Annotated in this window: 19 protein-coding genes; 8 read left to right on the forward strand and 11 right to left on the reverse strand. The window is 66.3% G+C overall.

Going from position 1 to position 20285, the window contains the following annotated elements; translation table 11 throughout:
* Positions 1-18 precede the first annotated feature (18 nt).
* Both ACKVEX_RS12765 and ACKVEX_RS12770 read left to right on the forward strand, forming a co-directional pair.
* The gene (locus ACKVEX_RS12765; RefSeq protein WP_473216120.1) at positions 19-1467 is read left to right on the forward strand and encodes a TrkH family potassium uptake protein; all 1449 of its coding nucleotides are present in this window, start codon (positions 19-21) and stop codon (positions 1465-1467) included.
* Positions 1467-2111: a potassium channel family protein gene (locus ACKVEX_RS12770; protein ID WP_473216121.1), complete on the forward strand. Its 645-nt coding sequence runs from the start codon at positions 1467-1469 to the stop codon at positions 2109-2111. Before ACKVEX_RS12765 ends, ACKVEX_RS12770 begins: the two co-directional genes overlap by 1 nt.
* A 108-nt stretch (positions 2112-2219) precedes the next feature.
* Here the strand turns inward: ACKVEX_RS12770 and ACKVEX_RS12775 are convergent, their stop codons facing one another.
* The 8 genes from ACKVEX_RS12775 to ACKVEX_RS12810 all read right to left on the reverse strand — a co-directional run bounded on the left by ACKVEX_RS12775 (position 2220) and on the right by ACKVEX_RS12810 (position 9333).
* The gene (locus ACKVEX_RS12775; protein ID WP_473216122.1) at positions 2220-3071 is read right to left on the reverse strand and encodes a putative RNA methyltransferase; all 852 of its coding nucleotides are present in this window, start codon (positions 3069-3071) and stop codon (positions 2220-2222) included.
* Positions 3072-3343: 272 nt separating this feature from the next.
* Entirely contained in the window at positions 3344-3706 is a 363-nt protein-coding gene (locus ACKVEX_RS12780; protein ID WP_473216123.1) for a hypothetical protein, read from the reverse strand.
* Between the two features lie 28 nt (positions 3707-3734).
* A complete protein-coding gene (locus ACKVEX_RS12785) occupies positions 3735-4223 on the reverse strand; it encodes a hypothetical protein (protein ID WP_473216124.1) in 489 nt (162 codons plus the stop codon).
* 85 nt (positions 4224-4308) lie between these two features.
* Positions 4309-5487, reverse strand: a complete 1179-nt coding sequence (locus ACKVEX_RS12790) for an MFS transporter (RefSeq protein ID WP_473216125.1) — start codon at positions 5485-5487, stop codon at positions 4309-4311.
* An 88-nt stretch (positions 5488-5575) separates the two neighbouring features.
* Positions 5576-6310: an ABC transporter ATP-binding protein gene (locus ACKVEX_RS12795; protein WP_473216190.1), complete on the reverse strand. Its 735-nt coding sequence runs from the start codon at positions 6308-6310 to the stop codon at positions 5576-5578.
* A 16-nt stretch (positions 6311-6326) separates the two neighbouring features.
* On the reverse strand, positions 6327-7541 hold the full coding sequence (locus tag ACKVEX_RS12800; RefSeq protein ID WP_473216126.1) for an ABC transporter permease: 1215 nt from the start codon (positions 7539-7541) through the stop codon (positions 6327-6329).
* Positions 7538-8734 (reverse strand): efflux RND transporter periplasmic adaptor subunit, encoded by a 1197-nt coding sequence (locus ACKVEX_RS12805; RefSeq protein WP_473216127.1) that lies wholly within the window; start codon positions 8732-8734, stop codon positions 7538-7540. The genes ACKVEX_RS12800 and ACKVEX_RS12805 overlap by 4 nt, the downstream gene beginning before the upstream one ends.
* Complete coding sequence (locus ACKVEX_RS12810; protein ID WP_473216128.1) at positions 8731-9333, reverse strand: TetR/AcrR family transcriptional regulator; 603 nt, start codon at positions 9331-9333, stop codon at positions 8731-8733. The genes ACKVEX_RS12805 and ACKVEX_RS12810 overlap by 4 nt, the downstream gene beginning before the upstream one ends.
* Before the next feature lie 232 nt (positions 9334-9565).
* Between ACKVEX_RS12810 and ACKVEX_RS12815 the strand changes: the two genes are divergently transcribed.
* The 3 genes from ACKVEX_RS12815 (at position 9566) to ACKVEX_RS12825 (ending at position 10858) form a co-directional block, all read left to right on the forward strand.
* On the forward strand, positions 9566-9769 hold the full coding sequence (locus ACKVEX_RS12815; protein ID WP_473216129.1) for a DUF3079 domain-containing protein: 204 nt from the start codon (positions 9566-9568) through the stop codon (positions 9767-9769).
* A 115-nt stretch (positions 9770-9884) separates the two neighbouring features.
* A complete protein-coding gene (locus ACKVEX_RS12820) occupies positions 9885-10538 on the forward strand; it encodes a cytochrome c oxidase subunit 3 family protein (RefSeq protein WP_473216130.1) in 654 nt (217 codons plus the stop codon).
* Positions 10539-10555: 17 nt separating this feature from the next.
* Positions 10556-10858, forward strand: coding sequence for a hypothetical protein (locus ACKVEX_RS12825; protein WP_473216131.1), 303 nt, complete (start codon positions 10556-10558; stop codon positions 10856-10858).
* 112 nt (positions 10859-10970) lie between these two features.
* Here ACKVEX_RS12825 and ACKVEX_RS12830 read toward each other — a convergent pair whose 3' ends face one another.
* The 3 genes from ACKVEX_RS12830 to ACKVEX_RS12840 all read right to left on the reverse strand — a co-directional run bounded on the left by ACKVEX_RS12830 (position 10971) and on the right by ACKVEX_RS12840 (position 14749).
* On the reverse strand, positions 10971-12785 hold the full coding sequence (locus ACKVEX_RS12830; RefSeq protein ID WP_473216132.1) for a TRAP transporter permease: 1815 nt from the start codon (positions 12783-12785) through the stop codon (positions 10971-10973).
* Positions 12786-12849: 64 nt separating this feature from the next.
* Positions 12850-13815: a TAXI family TRAP transporter solute-binding subunit gene (locus ACKVEX_RS12835; protein WP_473216133.1), complete on the reverse strand. Its 966-nt coding sequence runs from the start codon at positions 13813-13815 to the stop codon at positions 12850-12852.
* A 457-nt stretch (positions 13816-14272) separates the two neighbouring features.
* Positions 14273-14749, reverse strand: a complete 477-nt coding sequence (locus tag ACKVEX_RS12840; protein WP_473216134.1) for an AI-2E family transporter — start codon at positions 14747-14749, stop codon at positions 14273-14275.
* Between the two features lie 61 nt (positions 14750-14810).
* Between ACKVEX_RS12840 and ACKVEX_RS12845 the strand changes: the two genes are divergently transcribed.
* The 3 genes from ACKVEX_RS12845 to ACKVEX_RS12855 all read left to right on the forward strand — a co-directional run bounded on the left by ACKVEX_RS12845 (position 14811) and on the right by ACKVEX_RS12855 (position 20253).
* Entirely contained in the window at positions 14811-15752 is a 942-nt protein-coding gene (locus tag ACKVEX_RS12845; RefSeq protein WP_473216135.1) for an alpha/beta hydrolase, read from the forward strand.
* Positions 15753-16165: 413 nt separating this feature from the next.
* Positions 16166-17215 (forward strand): efflux RND transporter periplasmic adaptor subunit, encoded by a 1050-nt coding sequence (locus ACKVEX_RS12850; protein WP_473216191.1) that lies wholly within the window; start codon positions 16166-16168, stop codon positions 17213-17215.
* Positions 17212-20253 (forward strand): efflux RND transporter permease subunit, encoded by a 3042-nt coding sequence (locus ACKVEX_RS12855; protein ID WP_473216136.1) that lies wholly within the window; start codon positions 17212-17214, stop codon positions 20251-20253. The genes ACKVEX_RS12850 and ACKVEX_RS12855 overlap by 4 nt, the downstream gene beginning before the upstream one ends.
* The last annotated feature ends 32 nt before the right edge of the window (positions 20254-20285 follow it).

Here is a 20285-nt window from a genome sequence, read left to right on the forward strand (position 1 = left end):
AGACGCGGCGAACCGCCCATGACGGCCAAACAGGTCGGGATCCTGTGCTACGCGGTGCGCTGGCGGGTGCTGCTGAAGTATCTGGGCATGCTCGGCGTGGCGCTTGCGGGCCTGAACGCGGTTCCGGTTCTCGCAGCCGTGGCGCTCGGCGAATTCCGGCTGGCCGGTCCCTATGCGCTGGTCGTGATCGTGCTGCTGGCCGCGGCGCTGCCGCTCGCGCGCATGAGCGCCTCCGAGCGGCTGCAGCACAACGAGGCGCTCGTGCTCGTGGCGCTGACCTTCCTGCTCGGTTCGCTCGCGATGAGCTATCCGCTCGGCATCGCCAGCGACTCGTGGCTGGACGGGTGGTTCGAAGCAGTGTCGGGCATCACCACGACCGGGCTGAGCACCGCCGCGTCGGTCGAGGGCAGACCGCGTTCGTTCCTGTTTGCGCGCGCCTGGATGCAATGGTATGGCGGTCTCGGGATCGTGATCCTGTCCCTGGCACTGGTCATGCGCAACGGCGTGGCGGCGCGGCGCTTGATCGAAACCGAGGCCACCAGCGAAACCCTGGTGTCCACCACGCGGATCTTCGCGCGGCGGATCATTCTGGTGTACGGCATGCTGACCGCGTGTGCGGTGTTCAGCGTGTGGTGGGCCGTTGGCGACGGTTTCGTTGCGCTGGTGCACGCTCTGAGCGCGGTCTCCACCGGGGGTTTTTCCTCCTTCGACGACAGTCTGGCGCGCCTGGATGCCACGACGATCTCGGTGCTGATGCTGTTTTCGTGGTTCGGGGCGATATCCTTTGCGCTTTACTACGACAGCTGGTCGAGGGGCCCGGGTGCGATGTTCTCCGATCCCGAGTTTCGTGCGCTGGTGGTTACCACGCTGCTGCTCACCGCACTGCTGTGGATGTGGATGCCGGTCGACGGCCGGGCCTGGCACGAGGCCCTGATGCTGGCCATGAGCACGCAGAGTACGACAGGATTCTCCAATCTCGCCATCGGTGAACTCGACGATGCGTCCAAGCTCGCGATGATCGCTTCGATGCTGGTCGGCGGCAGCGTCGGCTCGACCGCGGGTGGCTTCAAGCTGCTGCGCCTGCTGATCTTTGTGCGCTTGCTGCAGCTGGCGCTGGCGCGCGCGGCGGCGCCGCGGCATGCGGTCATCGATGCCCGGCTCGGCGAGCGCAGGATGGAGGACGACGACCTGTGGCGCGCGCTGGCGATCATGCTGTTCTTTGCGGTGTGGACCTTCCTGTCGTGGCTGGTTTTCGTCGCCTACGGCTACCCGGCGCTGGATGCATTGTTCGAAGTGGTGTCGGCAACCGGCACGGTCGGGCTGTCGACCGGCATCACGCGGCCCGAGCTGGAACCCTTGTTGAAGATCCTGCTCTGCCTCAACATGCTGGCTGGCCGCGTGGAGATCTTCGCGCTGCTGGTGGTGCTTTATCCGAAGACCTGGTTCGGCAATCGATCGGAGGCTTGATGAGAGCAGTGTTCGTGGGGGCAGGGTCCCTGGCGGTGATGACGGCGCGGCGTCTGCTGAAGGCAGGCCATGACGTGGTGATGATCGATTCGAACAAGGATCGCATCGAGGCGCTCGCGGAGGACATGGACTGCGGGTTTCTGCACGGCGACGGAAGCAAGGTGGCGCTGCTGCGCGAAGCGGACCCGGCGAACACCGACTGCCTGTTCTGTCTCACCGGAAACGACCAGACCAACATCCTGGCGAGCCTCGCCGGCCGGTCGCTCGGCTACGGCCGGGTCGTGCCGAAGATCGACGACCCGGAGTTCGAGCACCTGTGCCTGGAACTCGGCCTGAAGGATCTGATCATTCCGGCACGGACCACGGGCCGTTTTCTGGCCGACATGTTCGAAGGCCGGGACCATATGGAAATCATCGCGCTGGTGAAGGACGAGGCCCGGGTGTTCTCCTTCGTCGCACGAGAGGAGGATGAAAAGCCGGTCGGTGAGCTCGACCTTCCGAAGGACAGTCGGCTGATGTTCTTCTACCGGGAGGAGCGCTTCACGTTGCCGGAGCCGGACACGAAGCTGAAACGGGGCGACGAGGTCATGATCGTCACGCACAGCCGGAACATCGACGCGCTGCACGCGCGCTGGAGCAGCTGAGCGTGCAGCGCGGCGCGCCGCGCCGCGGCTTCGGGTCCGAGTGACCCCTCGCCCGCAGGCGTTGGCTGGACAAGGGCCTTCGCGCACCCGACCGGATCGGCGAAGCGATCAACCGCAGGCCCGTCGTCCGAAGCGCGTCAGGCGCACGTCGACGGTCAGTTCGAGCGACGACAGCGCCGCCGCCTTCGCCCGGCCCTCGGCGCTGGCGCGATACAGGTGCGGCGTCATCGTCAGCAGGTCGGCAATCCGGTCGCGCCCGGCGAGCGTGAAGCGGTAACGGACCGAATCGGTGACCAGATGCGTGAACCCGGGCGGCGTCGGCAGGTCGGTGCTGCGTTCCGGTTTCAGGCTGGGGTAGATGATTTCGCGCAGTTCCCGCAGATGATCCGGTCCGGCGTCGACCATCACCAACTGCCCGTCCGGCTTCAGCACTCTGGCAAACTCGGCGTAGACCGGGAAGCCGAACATGCACAGCACCCGGTCGAGCGTGGCTGGCAGCACCGGCAGGTTTGCGTTGCTGCCGACGACCCAGCTCATCCGCCCGTCCTGCTTCGCGGCCGACAGGACCGCCCATTTCGAGATGTCGAGGCCGATCAGCGCGAGCCTCCGCCCGTCAACGCTCGCGCCTGCCAGCTGGCGCAGGTAGTAGCCCTCGCCGCAGCCGGCATCGAGACAGCTCAGCGTCTTGGTCGGCGGGCAGTCCGCGAGCGCGACCCGGCTCGTCGCGGCGGCGATCGGCTGATAGTGACCCGCCGCAAGAAAGCGTCGCCGGGCGGCGACCATGTCCTTGCTGTCGCCCGGGTCGCGCGAGCGCTTCTGCTGCACCGGCAGCAGATGGGTATGGCCCTGGCTGGCGATGTCGAAGCTGTGGCCGCCGGCACATCGCCAGGTCGCGGCGCTGCGGCGCAACGGCAGGCCGTCCAGCGGACAGGCCAGGGCCTCGAATGGAATGATGTTCATGTGCAGCGCGACCTGACGACCAGCGTCCTTCGGGGAGCCCGATGGAAATGGAATCGAAGTGTAGCGCGACCCGCCCCCGCTCGGCGTGCTCGGCAGGGGTGACTGGATCGATCGCGAGGACTTTCTCGCGATCATGAAGACCGCGATGCACACCCGCTTCGATCGCCATCTCGGCCACCCTCACTGAACGGACTCCGGTCGCAACACGCGGCAGTCGGATCGTCAAGGCCCGAGGTTTCCACGTCGGCGTGGTCGGGCATCCGTCGAACAGCTCAACCCCTGTCGAGCAACCTCTCGCATTCGGCCATCAGCGAACGGGCCAGCTCTGAATCGTAGGTCGGGTCGAGCGCTTCCATCATCTCGTGCGCGGTGAACAGGCCCGCCTCGCGCGACAGCGTGTCGGCGATCCGGCGGGCCAGTTGGTCGCTGAGGTCGGACAGGTGGCGGCGGTCGGCCTGGGGGAGGCTGCGGTGCGTGCGGGCCAGCCAGTCGGCGGCGAGGCTCGCGCCCTGTGCCTCGGTCGGCCATTGGCCGTGTTCGTACCAGACGGACAGGCGCTCGGCGGTCAGCGCGAAGATCAGCGCGGCGCGGGTGCCGCGGCTGTCCGCGGGGGGCGGCGGGGTCGTTGACTTCAACGGGCTGGCATGGGCCGGGGGCGCCCGGTCACGGGCGGCGCCGGGTGGCGCCGAAGGGCTTGCGCCCCTTGCCCCCGCGCGGCGGCTCGGATGTGTTCGGCCTGGGCTTGGGCATCAGCATGTTCTTGCCGCCCTGGCGGGCGAGCTCGGCGTGAGCCCGTATCGCCGCCTCGAACTGCTCGGCGCTCATCGGGATCGCGGCGCCGCGTTCGGCAGCTTCGTACGCGGCCAGTCGTTCCCGCACCAGGAAGACCCGCTCCGCGGGTTCGGCCTTTTTCGGCAGGCCTTCGACCAGGGTCTGGCCGGCCGGCGTCAGCGCGTAGCCGCCCTCGACGGCGGCGAGCAGACCGTGTGTGGCGAAGCGCTCGAACGCGGCGGCCCACGCCCTGGCTGCGGTGACCGGCCAGCCGAACAGTTCGGCGGCGGCGACGATCTCCGGCAGTGAGGCAGGGCGTCGCTTCGAGACCGTCAGCGTCGCCAGCAGCAACTGGGCGTCGACATCCTGGATGGGGTACATGGGCGGGCCTTTATGCCGGAATCCGGTCAGATTGTTGCGCGGGGCGCGAGGACGCGTGGGGTCGGCGAGATGTGGGAAGAGGTCATCACGGGACTTTTCGAGCCTCCCGGCGCTGCCGTGCCGCCAGCCACATCAATGCCATCCCGGTCAGCGCCACCGGGAACAGCGAGCCGGCATTGAGCAACGCCCAGCCCTGTGTGGTGACCAGCGCGCCGGATGCGAAGGCGGTCAGGGCCATCGTCGCGAACACCGCGAAGTTGATCGCCGCCTGCGCCTTGTCCTTCTCCTCGGGTCGATAGGCCTGCATCGCCAGCGTGGTGCTACCGGTGAACAGGAAGTTCCAGCCCACGCCGAGCAGGAACAGGCCGATCAGGAACTGATGCAGGTCCTGACCGGACAGCGCGATCATGATGCAGGCCGCATTGAGCAGCACGCCGACGCCCATGATGTTCAGCACGCCGAAGCGCTTGATCAGGTGCCCGGTGAAGAAACCCGGCGCGAACATGCCGATGACGTGCCACTCGAGCACCAGTGCCGCATCGGAGAAGGGCATGCCGCAGATGTCCATGGCCAGCGGCGTGGCGGCCATCAGCAGGTTCATCACGCCGTAGCCGAGGGCTGCGCCGATCGTGGACACGATGAACACCGGTTGTCGCATGATCTCCGCTAGCGGGCGGCCGCTTCCGCTGCCCTTTTCCCTGACCGGTTCGGGCGCAAAGTCGATGCCGGCCATGAACGCCATCGAGATCAACGCCACCACGGCCAGCGCGAGGTAGGAGCCCAGAAAGGGCGCGCCGAACGAATCGCGAGTGTAGTTGGCCAGGTTGGGACCGATGACGGCGCCGATCAGGCCGCCCGCCAGCACCAGCGACACCGCCTTCTCGCGGAACGATGGTGGTGCGAGTTCGCCGGCGGCGAAGCGGTAGAGCTGGCCGTTGGCGCTGTAATAGCCCGCGATCACGGTGCCGGCCACGAGCAGCCAGAAATTCTGTATCTGAAGAGCGAACGCACACAGCAGCGCGGTCAGGAAGGCCACCAGCAGACCGATCTGGAACGACACCTTGCGTCCCCACAGGCGCTGACTGCGCGCGACCAGCCCGGTGGACATCGCGCCGCCGACCACGTAGCCCATCACCGGCAGCGTCGCCATCCACGCGGCCGGCGCGAGGCTCAGGCCGACCAGGCCGTTGATCGCGATGAAGACCACGTTGTTGGTCAGGAACAGGCCCTGCGCGATGGCCAGCAGCCAGAGGTTCTTTTTCATTGGGGCATTCGGGGGAGAAGCATGAGGATGCGCGAATGTACTCCTTTTGGCCAGGTATTTGCGAGTCGAATCGGCAGGCGCGGCGCGTTCAATCTATCCCGAGCTGCTTTGTTCGCGGGCCGAATCCGCGTCCTTCACCCGCTTCCTCATGGGTCACCCCGTCACGGATGTGGTAGATCCGGCGAAAGGTGGGAATGATCTTCTCGTCGTGCGTGACGACGATGATCGCGGTGTCGAACTCGCGTGCCATGCGGTTGAGGATACCGATCACCGCCAGCGCGCGTTCGCTGTCGAGCGGTGCGGTCGGTTCGTCCGCAAGAATCACCGGCGGACGGTTGATCAGCGCGCGCGCGATCGCGACGCGTTGTTGCTCGCCGCCCGACAGCTGCGAGGGCATCGCGCGGGCGCGATGCGCGACGTCGAGCGCGTCGAGCAGCTCGAGCGCACGCCTGCGCGACTCGGCATTCGACCGGCCCGCCAGCATCGGCAGCAGCGCGACGTTGTCGGTGACATCCAGAAAGGGAATCAGATAGGGCGCCTGAAACACGAAGCCGATCTGGTCGCGACGCAGCGCGCGCAGATCGCGAATCTTCCAGCCATGGTCGTAGATCGTGTTCGCGCCCAGCGTCATGCGCCCGGTGGTCGGCTCGATGATTGCGCCCAGGCATTTGAGCAACGTGGTCTTGCCGGAGCCGGAAGGACCGATGAGACCGACGACCTCACCCGGTGCCACCGACATGTTCACGCCCTTCAGCGCATCGACGGCGGCGTCGCCGCTGCCGTAGCGCTTGGTCACGCCTTCGATGTGGATGCCGCGCGTCATGCCGGCCGGAGTCGTGTCAGCCACCGATCGCCTCCGCGGGATCCACCTTCAGCGCGGCACGGATCGCGAGCAGGCTGGCCAGCACGCAGATCGCCACCACCGCAAGCAGCGCACGCACGGTGTCGCCGTTCTCCAGCAGCACATATTTCGGGAAGATCGGTGCCCACACGCTTGCCGAGATCTTTCCCACCGCAAAGCCGATCAGGCCCAGACCGACGGCCTGCTGCATGATCATGCCCGCGATCGTGCGGTTGCGCGTGCCGATCAGCTTGAGCACCGCGATCTCGCGGATCTTGCCCAGGGTCAGCGTGTAGATGATGAAGGCGACGATCGCGGCGCTGACGATCGCCAGAATGACCAGGAACATGCCGATCTGGCGGGCGGAGGTGGCGATCAGCTTAGCGATCAGGATGTCCTCCATCTGCGCGCGGGTGTAGACCGTCAGTCGCATCCAGCGCCGGATCGGCTCGGCCACCCGTTCCGGATCGAAGCCCGGCGCGACCTGCACGAGTACCGCGTTCACATAGGGGTTCGCGTTCTGCGACGCGATGATCGCATCCAGCAGGCCCGGGACACCGGGGCGGTTCAAGGCCGGGTTCTGTGCGGTGCGCGCGCGCTGACGCACGATGGCGTCGTTGTCCTTCAGGAACTGGGCCTCCTGTGCATCCTTGATCGGAACGAACACCATCGGGTCGCCACCCGAGGACACCATGCGCCGTGTCAGCCCCACGACGGTGTACTCGTTGCGCCGGATGCGGATGCGTTCGCCCAGCGCAAAGCCGCTGGCGATATCCACGACCGCCTCGTAATGCCCGCGCGTGAGGTGCCGTCCGGCCACGAGATAGCCCGGCTGGCCGGGATGTCCCGAACCGTCCGGGGTGATGCCCACCACCATCGCACGCACTTCGCGCGCGGCCGTTCCGCTCGCCTGGCGGACCTGCATCGTCAGATAGGTCACATTGGCCGCACGCAGCACGCCTTCCATGCCGACGATGCTGCGCCAGACGTCGTCATGCACGCTGGAGGACTCGGCGTACGGCCCCTGTGTGTCCTGCTGCACCACCCACAGGTCCGCTCCGCTGTTGTCGAGCAGCACCTTCGCGTCATCGACCATGCCGCGATACACGCCGGCCATGGTCAGCGTGACGCCGATCAGCAGCCCCAGGCCGATGCCGGTAAACACGAACTTGCCCCAGGCATGCAGGATGTCGCGTCCAGCCAGGCTGATCATGGTGCCGCCCCGACCAGGCGGTCGACGATCCGGATGCGGCTTCCGGCACCGAGCGCCTTGTGACTGTAGACCACGACCTGCTCACCGCCCGCGAGCCCTTCGAGCACCTGCACCCGGCCATCGAGATCGGTGGTGCCCAGGCGTAACGGCACGAAGGCGAGCGCATCGTCGTCGATGACCCACACACCGAGCCTGCCATCGACGCGCTGCACGCTCGCATTCGGCACCACCGGGCATTCGGGGAGCGCGGGCAGGGCCACCGTGACTTCGGCCAGCTCTCCGATCGGGGGCAGGCTGTCGGGCGGACGGGCGAAGTCCACCTTGGCAAGCACTTCCTCGGTCACCGCATCGGCTAGCGGTTCGACGCGGACCACGGTACCGTCCATCGCGCTACCTGCGCGCGAACGCAGCGCGATGCGGGCGGGCAGGCCAGTCTGCAGGCCAGTGGCGCGGAGTTGGTCGAAGCGGGCATTGATCCATACGCTGGCGGGTTCGACGATTTCCACGACCGCCTGTCCTGCGACGACGGTCGTGCCCGGGTCGGCGTCCCGACGCGTCACGAGGCCATCGGCCGGCGCGATCAGCTGGAGGTTGGCGCGCTGCTGTCGCAAACCATCCAGTTCCGCGCCGAGGCGGGCGTAATCCTGTTTCGCCGCTTCCAGCCCGGCACGTGTGCCCTGCAGCGCCGCGCGGGTCGCCAGGGCTTCCTGACGCTTGGCGGCCACCGTGTCGGCGCTGACCGTGCGTGATTCGAGCAGGCGTTCGTATCGGTCCGCCTGGGATTCGGCGTAGGTATTGCGCGCATTCGCCTCGCGAATCTGCGCTTCGGCCGACAGCATGTTGGCCTTGGCTCTCAGCAAACCCGCTTCCTGTGCGCTCACGCGATCGTCGAGGTCGACCGGATCCATCTCTCCCAGAACCTGTCCCGCCGAGACCCGGTCCCCGGGCTGCACTGTGACATGCCTGACGCGACCCGCGTAGGTTGGGCCGATGCGATGGGTGAAGCGGGCCTCCACGGTGCCGATGCCGAACAGCGCGGGCACCAGTGCCTGGATCTCGACTGTCGCCACCGTGACCGGCACCGGGGCCAGCGGGCCTGTCCGGAGCGCGACGAAGGCAAGCAGGCCGAGCAGCGACAGCAGCACCGCCGACAGGCCCAGCCTGCGCACGTTGCGGGCGAGCCAGGTCTTCATCGCGATGCCCGTACGCCGCGCAGGTAGATCTGCAGCACTGCGGGCGCTTCGGCCCGGATGCGGTGCACGTCACCAGCGAGCAGCGATTGCATGACGAGGCCCTGGACCGTCCCGACGAAGAGCGTGGCCGCGGCCGTGATGTCCAGTTCGGGGTCGATCTCGCCCAGCGCCTGGCCGCGCTCGAGCAGCGCGCGAACCTTGTCGCCATAGCGTTTGATCAGCGTCTGCGCCATGCGCTTGGGTGCGGTCGACTCAGCGCGCTGCAGCTCACCGAACATCATGCGTGGCACGCCGGGGTGGTCGGTGATGAAACCCACGTGCGCCATGAACATCGCCTGCAGTGCGTCGAGCGGACTCGCCACATCCTTCACCGCGTGCTCGATGCGTGACATCAGGCGTGCCGCGACCCATTCCATCACCGATCCCCACAGTGCGTCCTTGGTCGGGAAATGCCGGAACAGCGCCCCCTGACTCAGCTTCATCCGCTCGGTGATGGTGGCGGTGGTGATCTCGCTCGGATTCTGCTCGCCCGCGAGCTCGATCACGGTTTCGATCGTGACGTTGCGGCGCTCTTCGGCTGTGAGGTGTTTCGTGGTCATGACAGGCTTGGGCGTTCCAGAAGAGGATATGAGTGAGTAGTTACTCACTATCGGGTCCCGGATGCAAGTGAACTTTTTGTCTGCACCAGGCATCTCGGCCGACTTTGATCCGCATCAAGTCCTGGATCCGATACCCGAGTATACTTGTCAGGTATTCGCTGTCCCGACGCATGCTCAGACGCAATGTGCCGTTCGACCCCCGCCCGTTTCGAGCGCCCAAGGATCATTCGACATGGCCCGGAAGTTTCCGCTGCATCCAAGGCACCCCGAGCGCATCTGCTGGGGTTGTGACCAGTATTGCCCGACAGATTCGCTCAAATGCGGGAACGGTTCCGGCCGCACCCTGCATCCGATCGAGATGCTCGGCGATGACTGGTATACCTACGGCGATTGGGGCCTGGATGTGCCGGAAGTCAAGGCGGCGGTGGATTCATGAGCAGGCATCGATTCCCGCTTCTGGCCGGTCGTCGCAGCGCCGCAATGGCAGGGCCTGAGACAGTCAGGACCGGTCTCAAGACACACCGCGTGGTCACGCCGGTCATCTCCAAAGCATGCACGCTACACTGAACGACACCCTCGCGCTCGATGCCGGAACGGGGCAGAGTCCCCGCGTCCAACCCGATCCGCTGGCCCCCGACGTTTCCTCGCAGCATCGTCGCATTCCCGGCAACAAGGGCATCTGGGTCGGCATCACCTGCGTGTTCGTCGAGTTCGCGGTGCTGTTCACCGTTTACTTCATCGCACGCGCACATTTTCCGGATGCCTTCGAGGCGGGGCACACGCAGTTGTCGCTGCTCGCGGGCGCCTCGATCACGATGCTGCTGCTGACCAGCAGCCTGTTCATCGCGCTGTCTGTGAATGCGATCCGCGGCGGAAATCGCCGCGCATCGATCGCGTGGCTGATCGGCGGTCTGGTGCTGGCGCTGGGCTATCCGCTGGTCAAGTATCTCGAGTTCCGCTGGAATCTGGCGCACGGCATCCGCGGCGATTCCGGCGTCTTCTTCACCGTGTATTACTACCTGACGCTGACCCATCTGGTGCATGGTTTCTGGGGCATTCTCGGGATGCTGTGGGTGCTGGCGCGCAACATCGTCGGGGCCTACGATGCATCGGAGTATTCCGGCCTGGAAGCCCTGGCCAGCTACTGGCATGTGACCGACATGATCTGGCTGATCATCTTTTCGCTCTGCTATGTGCTGGTCTGACGACGGAGACCGCTCGAATGCATGACCGATCCGCGCCGGCGAACGGCACCCCGATCTTCGCAGCCTGGTTGATTCTCGTGCTGCTGTTGCTGGTGAGCATCGGTGCCGGCCGGCTCTTTCATGGCGCCCCCTGGCTACCGTTCGCGATCGCCGCGATCGTGTGGGTCAAGGGCACGCTGATCGCACGCTTCTTCATCGAAGCCCATCATGCCCATCCGTTCATCCAGTGGGCGCTGCGGATCTTCATCGGATTCGTGCCAGCCTTTCTGCTGCTGACCGCGTGGCTCGGAGAGCGCGTGGCGCGGTGGACGACGCTCTAGGAGGCTGTCGGACTTGAACGCACCGGGCGGCCTGTCCTCGGGGATCGCGTAGCCTGCGCAGGAGGCTGCTGGCACCTGAAACGTAGAGTGCGGATCGACGCGCACCGACCGCTCAGATCGCGAAGATCACCAGCGCGCCGGCGATGACGAGGCCGACTCGTAGCCACACCGCGCGTCGGGCGATCAAGCCGAACGAGACCGCGGCCAGGCCGATCCCGATCTTGACGGTGTCGAGCAGCGCCGCGAGCGGGTCGAACGCGATGCGGATCACGTCCGGGTTGGCGACCATGGCCAGTGGAATGATGTACAGGCCGACGCCGAGCGCCATTGCCTTCAGCGCGACCTTGAGCCAGTTCTCGTCGACCATGCCGGCGGCGATGAACACGCCGCCGCACACCGGTGGCGTGATCGTCGACAGCAGCGCGTACCAGAACACGAACAGATGGGCGAGCAGCGGGTCCAGCCCGAGGGCGGTCAGTGCGGGACCGGCGACCGACACGCAGATCACGTAGGCGGCGGTGGTAGGCACCTCCATGCCCAGCACCAGGCATGCGACCGCGGTCAGCAGCAGCGCCGGCCACAGCGATTCGCGCGAGACCGAAAGGATCGCCGACGTGATCTTCACACCCAGGCCGGTCATCGAAAGCACACCGATGATCAGCGACGCGCAGATGATGATCGCGCCTATCACCGCCACCTGACGGCCGGCGATCAGCATTGCGTCGGCGCTGCGGGTGGCGAAACCCCGCACCGAGAACTGCAGGCGTGCGTTGAAGAACAGCAGCGCCACGCCCACGAAGATCGCGGTGCTCGCGGCGTATTGCGGCGTGAAGCCGCCACGGAAGATGCGCTCGAGCAACACGGTGAAGGGCACTGCAAAGAACAAGGATGTCATCAGCACCTCGCCGCGGCCGGGTTGCTCGTCGGCCGACATCGGGCGCAGGTCGTGCCGGGTCGCATATGCGTCGATGCCGATCCACACGGTCGCGAAATACAGGAAGGCCGGCAGCATCGCGGCCGCCATAATCTGCGTATAGGGCGTGCCTGTGAGTTCGACCATCACGAAGGCGCCTGCGCCCATCAGCGGCGGCATGATCTGCCCGCCGGACGACGCGACCGCCTCGACCGCGCCCGCCAGCGAACGCGGATAACCGAGCCGGACCATGGTCGGGATCGTGATCGCGCCGGTCGAGGCGACGTTGGCCGAGGCCGAACCCGAGATCGAGCCCATCAGTGCGGACGAGATCACCGACACCTTGGCCGCGCCACCGGTCAGCCGCCCGGCGACTGCACTGGCGATGTTCATGAAGCCGCGTCCGGCTTCGCCGGCATTGAGCACCGCGCCGAAGATCACGAAGATCGCGACCACGCCGACGCTGACGCCGGTCAGCGAGCCCCACAGGCCGCCCTCGGCGATCGTGAGCGTGCCGAGAAAACTCTGCATCGGCAACCCGGGGTGTCCGAACCGGCCGGGCACATGCTCGCCGAACACCGCGTAGCCCAGCGCCAGCAGCGCGACCAGCGGCAATGGCCAGCCGATCGCGCGTCGCGCAACTTCGAGCGCCAGCCCGATCAGGAACACCGCGACCGTCATCTGGAACGGCGTGTCGATGAAGCCGTATTGGCTGGACAGCGCGTCCTCATTGAGCGCGATGTAGCCGCAGGCGGCGATGCCGCACACGGTCAGGACCCAGCCGCTGCGACGCTGCCAGGGCGTGCGCGCCATCAGGATCAGGATCCACGGCAGGCCCAGCGCCATGTGAATGGGTCGGCTGACCAGGGCAGGCGTCAGACCGTAGAAGATCAGCCCCAGATGGAAGATGCAGGTGATCCCGCCGAGGACGATCCATCCCGGGTGGGGGCGCAATGGAAGCGCGCCCGGATCTTGCGCGGCCCGGGCCATCGACGGGGGCAGGGATGTAAACATCGAAGGGGTGTGCCATCGGACGCGGGGCGACCGGCTGGCCCCGCGTCCGATGGCGGCCGTTGAATCAACGCAGGCGGTCGGGCACCGGAATGCCGGCTTCGTCGTAGTAGCGCAGCGCGCCCGGATGCAGTCTGCCCGCGATGTTGCCGATCATGTCGGTCGAGATGCCGCCCCACCACGGAGAGGTCTCGGCCATCGCTTCGCGGCGTTCCCAGAACGCGCGCGTGATCGCGTAGGCGGTGTCCGCATCCATGGACGTGGTTGCATAGGCGATGACCGGCAGCGACGTGGTGTGCACGTCCTGGTCGATGCCGGCGTAGGTGCCGGCGGGAATGGTCTGTCGGGCCGCGCCGGTCTTGTCGATCTGCTCGTCGCTCATCGACACCAGGCTCACGCGCATGCTCGCCGCCGTTTCGATCACATTCGGCGTGGGGAAGGAGCTTGCGGTGACGAAGGCGTCGATCTGCCCGTTCTTAAGCGCGTCTGGTCCGCTGCCGATCTCGGCGTTGGCGATCCGCACCTTGTCGTTCAGGCCGAACAGTTCGAGATAGCGCGCCGCTTCCCGCGCGCCGAAGGTGCCTCGCCCGATCAGGATGTGCTTGCCCTGGATGTCGTCCAGCCCGATCACGCCGTCCCCGCCCGACACGACGATGTGCATCGTGATCGCCGGGATCGGAAACAGGCCGCGAACGTCCTGGAACTGCGGGCCCTTGCGTTCGGCGAACGGGCCTTCGCCGGCGAGCGCCTGCTCGATCAGCGAGGGTGGCGTGGTGAACACGTAGTTGCCACGGCGCACCAGCACTTCCATCACGTTCTGGACCGAGCCCTGGCTCTCTTCCAGCGTCAGCACGACGACGCCACCGGTGGCGGCCTGGATCGCCTCGGACAGTTCGACGCCCATCTGGTAGTAAGCGGTCCCGGCGGACGCGGACTTGTAGGTGACGCGTATCTCGGCCTGGGCCGACAGCGTGCCGGCGGCCAGCGCCAGCGCCGCGATCGAGTTGAGAGCGAAGCGTGAAAAGCGATTCATCGGGTAGTCTCCTGATCGTTCTTGTTGGGGCCGCTCGGCGACCGACTATGTCGAAAGTTGTGCGCCTAGCGGTCGCATCATAGCTCAGAGTGGTGCCGTTCCCGAAGCATGTCCGGGTTCCGGCTGCGGCCCCTACGGGGCTGTCGGGGCCTGGGACCGGTAAGGCCGGCTCGGGGAGAGGGGACGCTCGAGCCAAGGTCCGCATTTCGTTCGTTCCATGCGAACGATCCGGCCCATGGAACCCGACCTGTCCCCGGGCTTCCCTCGGATACCCGGCCAGCCTGGCCAGAATCGCATCCATTTCGTCCTTCGGGAATGCCTGCAAGGTTTGGGTTCGCACATTGCCCGCGGCGCCTATAGACAGGCCGAAGGCGGTGGTTGACTGGTCGTATCCGAAAGGATTGGTCGCATGGCGCCGCTGCTCGAGCAGGATCCGCGCTCGCCCGTGCCGCTCCGGTCAGTCGGCCCGTTCGGGGATCTGAGCGTTCAGCGGCAGCAGGAGCGCGAGCGGGCGTGTTCCTTCGAATTCCGAGAACACGATGACCATGATGGCAGCGATCGGCACCGAAAAGATCGCGCCGCCGATCCCCCACAGGCTCGACCATGCGGTCAGGCTGATCAGCATCACGTAGGGGCTCAGATTCAGCGAATTGCTCATGACCTGCGGTTCGATGATGTTGCCCAACAGCATCTGCGCGGCGATCTTAAGCCCGAGCAGCCCGGCGATCGATACGAAGCCGGTGCGGATCATCCCCTGCAGGTTGAAGTTGCCCGGCACCTCGCGCCGGACCGTCTCCCAGGTCAGCGTGCTTTCGATGCCGATCATCGCCGCGCCCTGCTGCAGCGTGCCGAGCAGCGATTCCTGGAACTCGGGCGCGCGTGCGACGATCGTCGTCAGGTTGGCGACGAAGAGCGCGAACAGTTCGATCGCCACAATTGCGATCGTATCTGCAAGAATTCGCTTTGAGAATGGGTCGCGTGCTGCGGGGATGGGAATGGCTTCGGGTTTGAAGGGCAGGGTGGGGTGGAGCGTCTTCGCGCTTGCGATCGTGCTCGCGTTCGGGCTGTGGACCGCATGGTCGGAGCGCAATCCGGCCGACGAGCGTGCGTTGCGCATCGCGTGGCACGAGTGGCTGGAAGCCCAATTCACCGACCTGATGGATCAGGACGATGGCTGGCACGGACTTCATGCGCGCTCGGAGCACGCCGACCCGGATGCACCAGGCGTGGTGCTGGTGCATGGACTGGACGAACCCGGTTCGATCTGGGATGACCTGATTCCGTTACTGAATGCGGCCGGTTTCGCGGTGTGGGAGTTTCGCTATCCGAACGATCAGGCCATAGACCGCAGTGCCGACTTTCTCGCCGAGCATTGGCGCGCGCTCGATCCGGATCGGCCGGTCGCGCTGGTCGGCCACAGCATGGGTGGCCTGGTGATACGCGATTTCGTCACGCGCCGGCGCCATCCGGTCGGGCAGCCGGAGCGGCTCGGTGGGCCGCCGGTGAGCGGGGTCATTCTGGGCGGCACGCCCAACCATGGTTCCGAATTCGCACGCTTCCGGGTGATGCTCGAGTTACGCGATCAACTGCCGCATCTGGTCGACCGGCCGTATCCGGCTTTCTCGGCGCTGCGTGACGGGACCGGCGTGGCCAAGATCGACCTGCGACCGGAAAGCGACTTTCTGACCGGACTCAACGCACGTCCGTGGCCGGACGAAGTGCGGATCGTCTTGATCGCCGGGCTGCTGCTCGAATCGACCGAATTGCTCGGTGACGGCGTCGTCACGCTGGAATCGGTCGCGCTGGAGCATGCGCCCGAGCCGGTGGTCGTGCATGCATCCCATCGCGGGATGTTCCTGCGGCTGCTCGGGGCCGACCCGGAACCGCCCGCGATCGGCCTGGTGCTGGACACGCTCCGACAGTGGCGCGAGCACTGATCTGGTGCGTTGCGGTTGGATGATGTGGTTATCATGGTTCATCGGCACGCGACAGGTCCGCTCCCGTTCGCCCTGCGCGGGCCTTGCGATTGCACACAACGCTGATGGGGTAATGCAACAGCGGACGGCGGAACCCCGCCCTGGAATGATAAGATCTGCGCCCCAAGTGCATATGTGCAACAGACTTCGGTCATGGTCTGGATCATCGCACCAGGCGGTCTGTCCGTGCGGGGCCGGACGCCCCCTTTTGCGGTGCGTCGTACGGCAGTTGTTCGCGTCTTTCTTGCATGGCTCCGACGCGCATGACGCGTGGTCGACGCCCCATTGGCGGGTATCCCGGCAGTGTCGTTTCGCGGGACTTTTGTTACTGGGTGGATCGAATGACGGATTTGCGAAAAATTGGGGTGTCGCTCATGGCCGTGGTGCTGATCGGCACGATGGGCTGCAGCCGGCAGGAAGAGGTACTGGAGCCGGAGATTCGCCTGGTGCGGGTGATCCAGGTCGCCGAGCAGAGTGATGCCGAATCGGTGTCGCTGTCCGGTCTGATCGAGGCGCAGTCCGAGGTGGCGTTGGCGTTCCGTGCCGGCGGGCGGCTCCTCGAGCGCACCGTGGACATCGGCGAAGTCGTCGAGCCGGGCCAGCTCATTGCCCGTCTCGATCCCGAGAACGAAGAGAACAGTCTGCGCGCGGCGCAGGCGGCGCTGACCGCCGCGAACGCGCAGCTGGCCCAGGCGCGGGCGAACTTCGAGCGGCAGTCGGACCTGATGAGCCGCGGCTTCACGACCCGCGACCGTTTCGACGAGGCCGAACAGTTGCGGCGCACGACCGAATCCAATGTGGTCAGTGCTCGCGCGCAGGTCGAGCTGGCGCGTACCCGGCTAGCCGACATGGTGCTGGTGGCCGATGCAGCCGGGACGGTGATCGCGCGCGGCGCCGAACCGGGCGAGGTCGTCACGGCCGGTTCAATGATCGTGCTGATTGCGCGGGACGACGGTCGCGACGCGGTGTTCGACGTGCCGGCGTCGATGCTGGCCACGGCGCCGCCGGAGCCGCTGATCGAGGTAGCGCTGACGCTGAGCCCGGAGGTGCGGGCGACCGGACGGGTGCGCGAGGTCGCGCCGCGCGCGGACGCCGCGACCGGAACGTTCCGGGTGCGGGTCGGCCTGCACGACGCACCCGCGCAGATGCGGCTGGGCTCGACCGTGACCGGAACCATGCGCTTCAGTGCCACGAACGGCATGCGCGTGCCGGCCAGTGCGCTGACCCGCAGCGACGGTGCGCCCGCGGTATGGGTGGTCGATCCGGCCTCATCGACGGTGTCGCTGCGCCGGGTGGAAATCCTCCGCCATCGACCGTCCGATGTCAGCATTGCCAGCGGTCTGGAGGCGGGTGACCTGGTCGTGACTGCCGGCGTGCAGAGCCTGCGTCCCGGTCAGCAGGTCAGGATTCCGGGTGGCGCATGATCGGGCCTAACCTCTCTGCCTGGGCGATCGCGCGGCGCTCGCTGATCTACTTTTTCATGGCGGCGGCGATCATCGCCGGTGCGTCTTCCTTCCTCAAACTCGGTCGCGCCGAGGATCCGGCCTTCGCGATCCGGACCATGGTCGTCGCCGCCGCATGGCCCGGTGCGACGCTCGAGGACACGATCGAGCAGATTACCGAGCGGCTCGAGCGCAAGCTGCAGGAAACGGTAGGGCTCGACCGCCTGCGCAGCTTCACGCGACCCGGATTCACGACCATCTTCGTCGACATCGACGGCGCGACCAGCTCCGCTGAACTGCCCGACGTCTGGTACCAGGTGCGCAAGAAAATCGGGGACATGCGGCATACGCTGCCGCAAGGCACGGTCGGCCCCTTCTTCGACGACGATTTTGGGGACACCTACGGCATCATCTACGGATTCACGTCCGACGGCTTCACGCAGCGCGAATTGCGCGACCAGGTCGAGCGGGTGCGCTCCGACTTGCTGCTGATTCCGGATGTCGCGAAGATCGAGATTCTGGGGGCACAGGACGAGCGCATCTTCCTGGAACTGGACCCGGACCGGATCGCAAGCCTGGGCCTGAACTACGGCGCGGTGTTCGCCGCGGTCGCGGCACAGAACGTGGTGCGACCATCCGGCGTGATCCGCACCGCCGAGGAGAACGTCGCGCTGCGGGTGTCGGGTGCGTTCGAGTCCGAACTCGACGTGCTCGAGGTCAGCATTCCGGCCGGCGACCGGCTGATTCGCCTCGGTGACATCGCCAACGTGCGCCGCGGATTGATCGACCCGCCGCAGCCGATGTTCCGCGTCAATGGCGAACCGGCGATCGGGCTCGCGATCGCGATGCGCGAGTCGGGTGACATCCTCGCGCTGGGTGCGAACATCAAGCGACGCATGGCCCAGATCACCGCGGACCTGCCGATCGGCATCGAGCCCTTCCTGGTCGCCAACCAGGCGGTGACCGTCGATGACGCGATCAACGATTTCACCACGTCGCTGTGGCAGGCGATCGCGATCATCATCGCGATCAGCTTCCTCAGCCTGGGCGCGCGCGCCGGCACCGTCGTCGCGCTTGCGATCCCGATCACGATGGCGGTGGTGTTCCTGACGATGGACATCCTGGGCATCGACCTGCACCGCATCTCGCTGGGCGCGCTGATCATCGCGCTGGGGCTGCTGGTCGATGATGCGATGACCACCGTCGATGCGATGCTCAGACGGATCGCGGCCGGCGACAGCATGGAAGCCGCAGGCTCGTACGCCTACGCCAACCTCGCCGCGCCGATGCTGATCGGCGCGCTGGTCACCGTTGCGGGCTTCGTGCCGATCGGTTTCGCGGCGAGTTCCGCGGGCGAGTACACGTTCTCGATCTTCTCGGTGGTCGGAATCGCACTGGTGTGCTCTTGGCTGGTCGCGGTGCTGTTCGCGCCGCTGATCGGAATCGCGGTCTTGAAGAAGCCCGAGGGGCCGGTGGATCCGGCGCCCGGTCCGACGCTGCGGCTGTACACCGCGGCTCTGGGCCTTGCACTGAAGTTCCGCTATGTGACGATCGCGCTGACGCTGGCCGCCTTTGCGCTGGCGGTGATGGGCATGTCGCAGGTGCCCCGGCAGTTCTTCCCGGCGTCGGATCGCCCGGAACTGCTGATCGAGCTGACCCTGCCGCAAAGCGCGTCTATCCACGCGACCGCCGACGTGGTCGAGCGCATCGATCGGGTGCTGGCCGAGGACGACGATGTCGCGCACTGGAGCGCCTATGTCGGGCGTGGGGCGATCCGCTTCTACCTGCCGCTGAACGTGCAACTGGCCAATGACTTCGTCGCGCAGCACGTCATTGTCGCGAAGGATCTGGACGCGCGTGACCGCCTGCACGCGCGGCTCAATCGTATGCTCGAGGAACAGTTTCCGGAGGTGGTCAGTCGCGTGTCCGCGCTGGAACTGGGTCCCCCGGTGGGCTGGCCGCTGCAGTGGCGCGTCAGCGGTCCCGATATCGAACAGGTCCGCGCGATCGCGCAGGAGCTGGCAGTGGTCATGGGCGGACATCCGTCGGTCAAGAAGGTCAATTTCGACTGGATAGAGCCGGCCCGACAGGTACGCGTGATCGTGGACCAGACGCAGGCACGGCGCCTGGGTATCTCCAGCGAGGCGCTCGCCAGCATGCTCAACGTCGCGGTCACCGGCGCGAGGATCTCGCAGTTGCGCGACGACATCTATCTGATCGACATTGTCGTGCGTGGCACGAGCGACAACGAGGTCAGTCTGGAGAACCTGCAGACGCTGCAGTTGCCGTTGCCTTCCGGCCGAACCGTTGCTCTGAGCAGTTTCGTGACCTTCGAGTATGCGCAGGAGCAACCCATCGTGTGGCGTCGCGACCGTCTGAATACGCTGACGGTGCGAGCCGACATCGAGGGGGTCTTGCTGCCCGAGGACGTCGTCACCGAGTTGACGCCGGCGATCGACGAGCTCAATGCCCGCCTGCCCTTCGGCTACAACATCGCGGTCGGCGGCATCGCCGAGGAGAGCGCGAAGAGCCAGGCGTCGGTGCTCGCGGTGGTACCGCTGATGTTCTTCCTGATGTTGTCACTGTTGATGCTGATGCTGCAGAGCTTTCAGCGGTTGTTCATGGTGGTGGTGATGCTGCCATTGGGTCTGATCGGGGTCGTCGCTGCGCTGCTCGCGTCGGGCAGCGCGCTCGGTTTCGTCGCCATCCTCGGCATTCTGGCGCTGATCGGCATGATCGCGAAGAACGCGGTGATCCTGATCGTGCAGATCGAGGCCGATCGCGCCACCGGCCTGTCGGTACGCGAAGCGGTGATCGCGTCGGCCACCGGCCGCTTCCGGCCGATTATGCTGGCGGCGCTGTCGACCGTCCTGGGCCTGATTCCGATCGCGCCGACAGTGTTCTGGGGGCCGATGGCGTTCGCGATCATGGGCGGGCTGTTCGTCGCGACGCTGCTGACCTTGCTGTTCTTGCCTGCGGTCTATGTCGCGTGGTTCGATCGCGGGGGCAAGAGTGCCTGATTCGACGGATCGTGTCGCCGGATGACTATCTC

The organism is Denitraticella aggregata (genome assembly GCF_048158365.1).
Taxonomy (GTDB): Bacteria; Pseudomonadota; Gammaproteobacteria; order Burkholderiales; family Rhodocyclaceae; genus Azoarcus_F.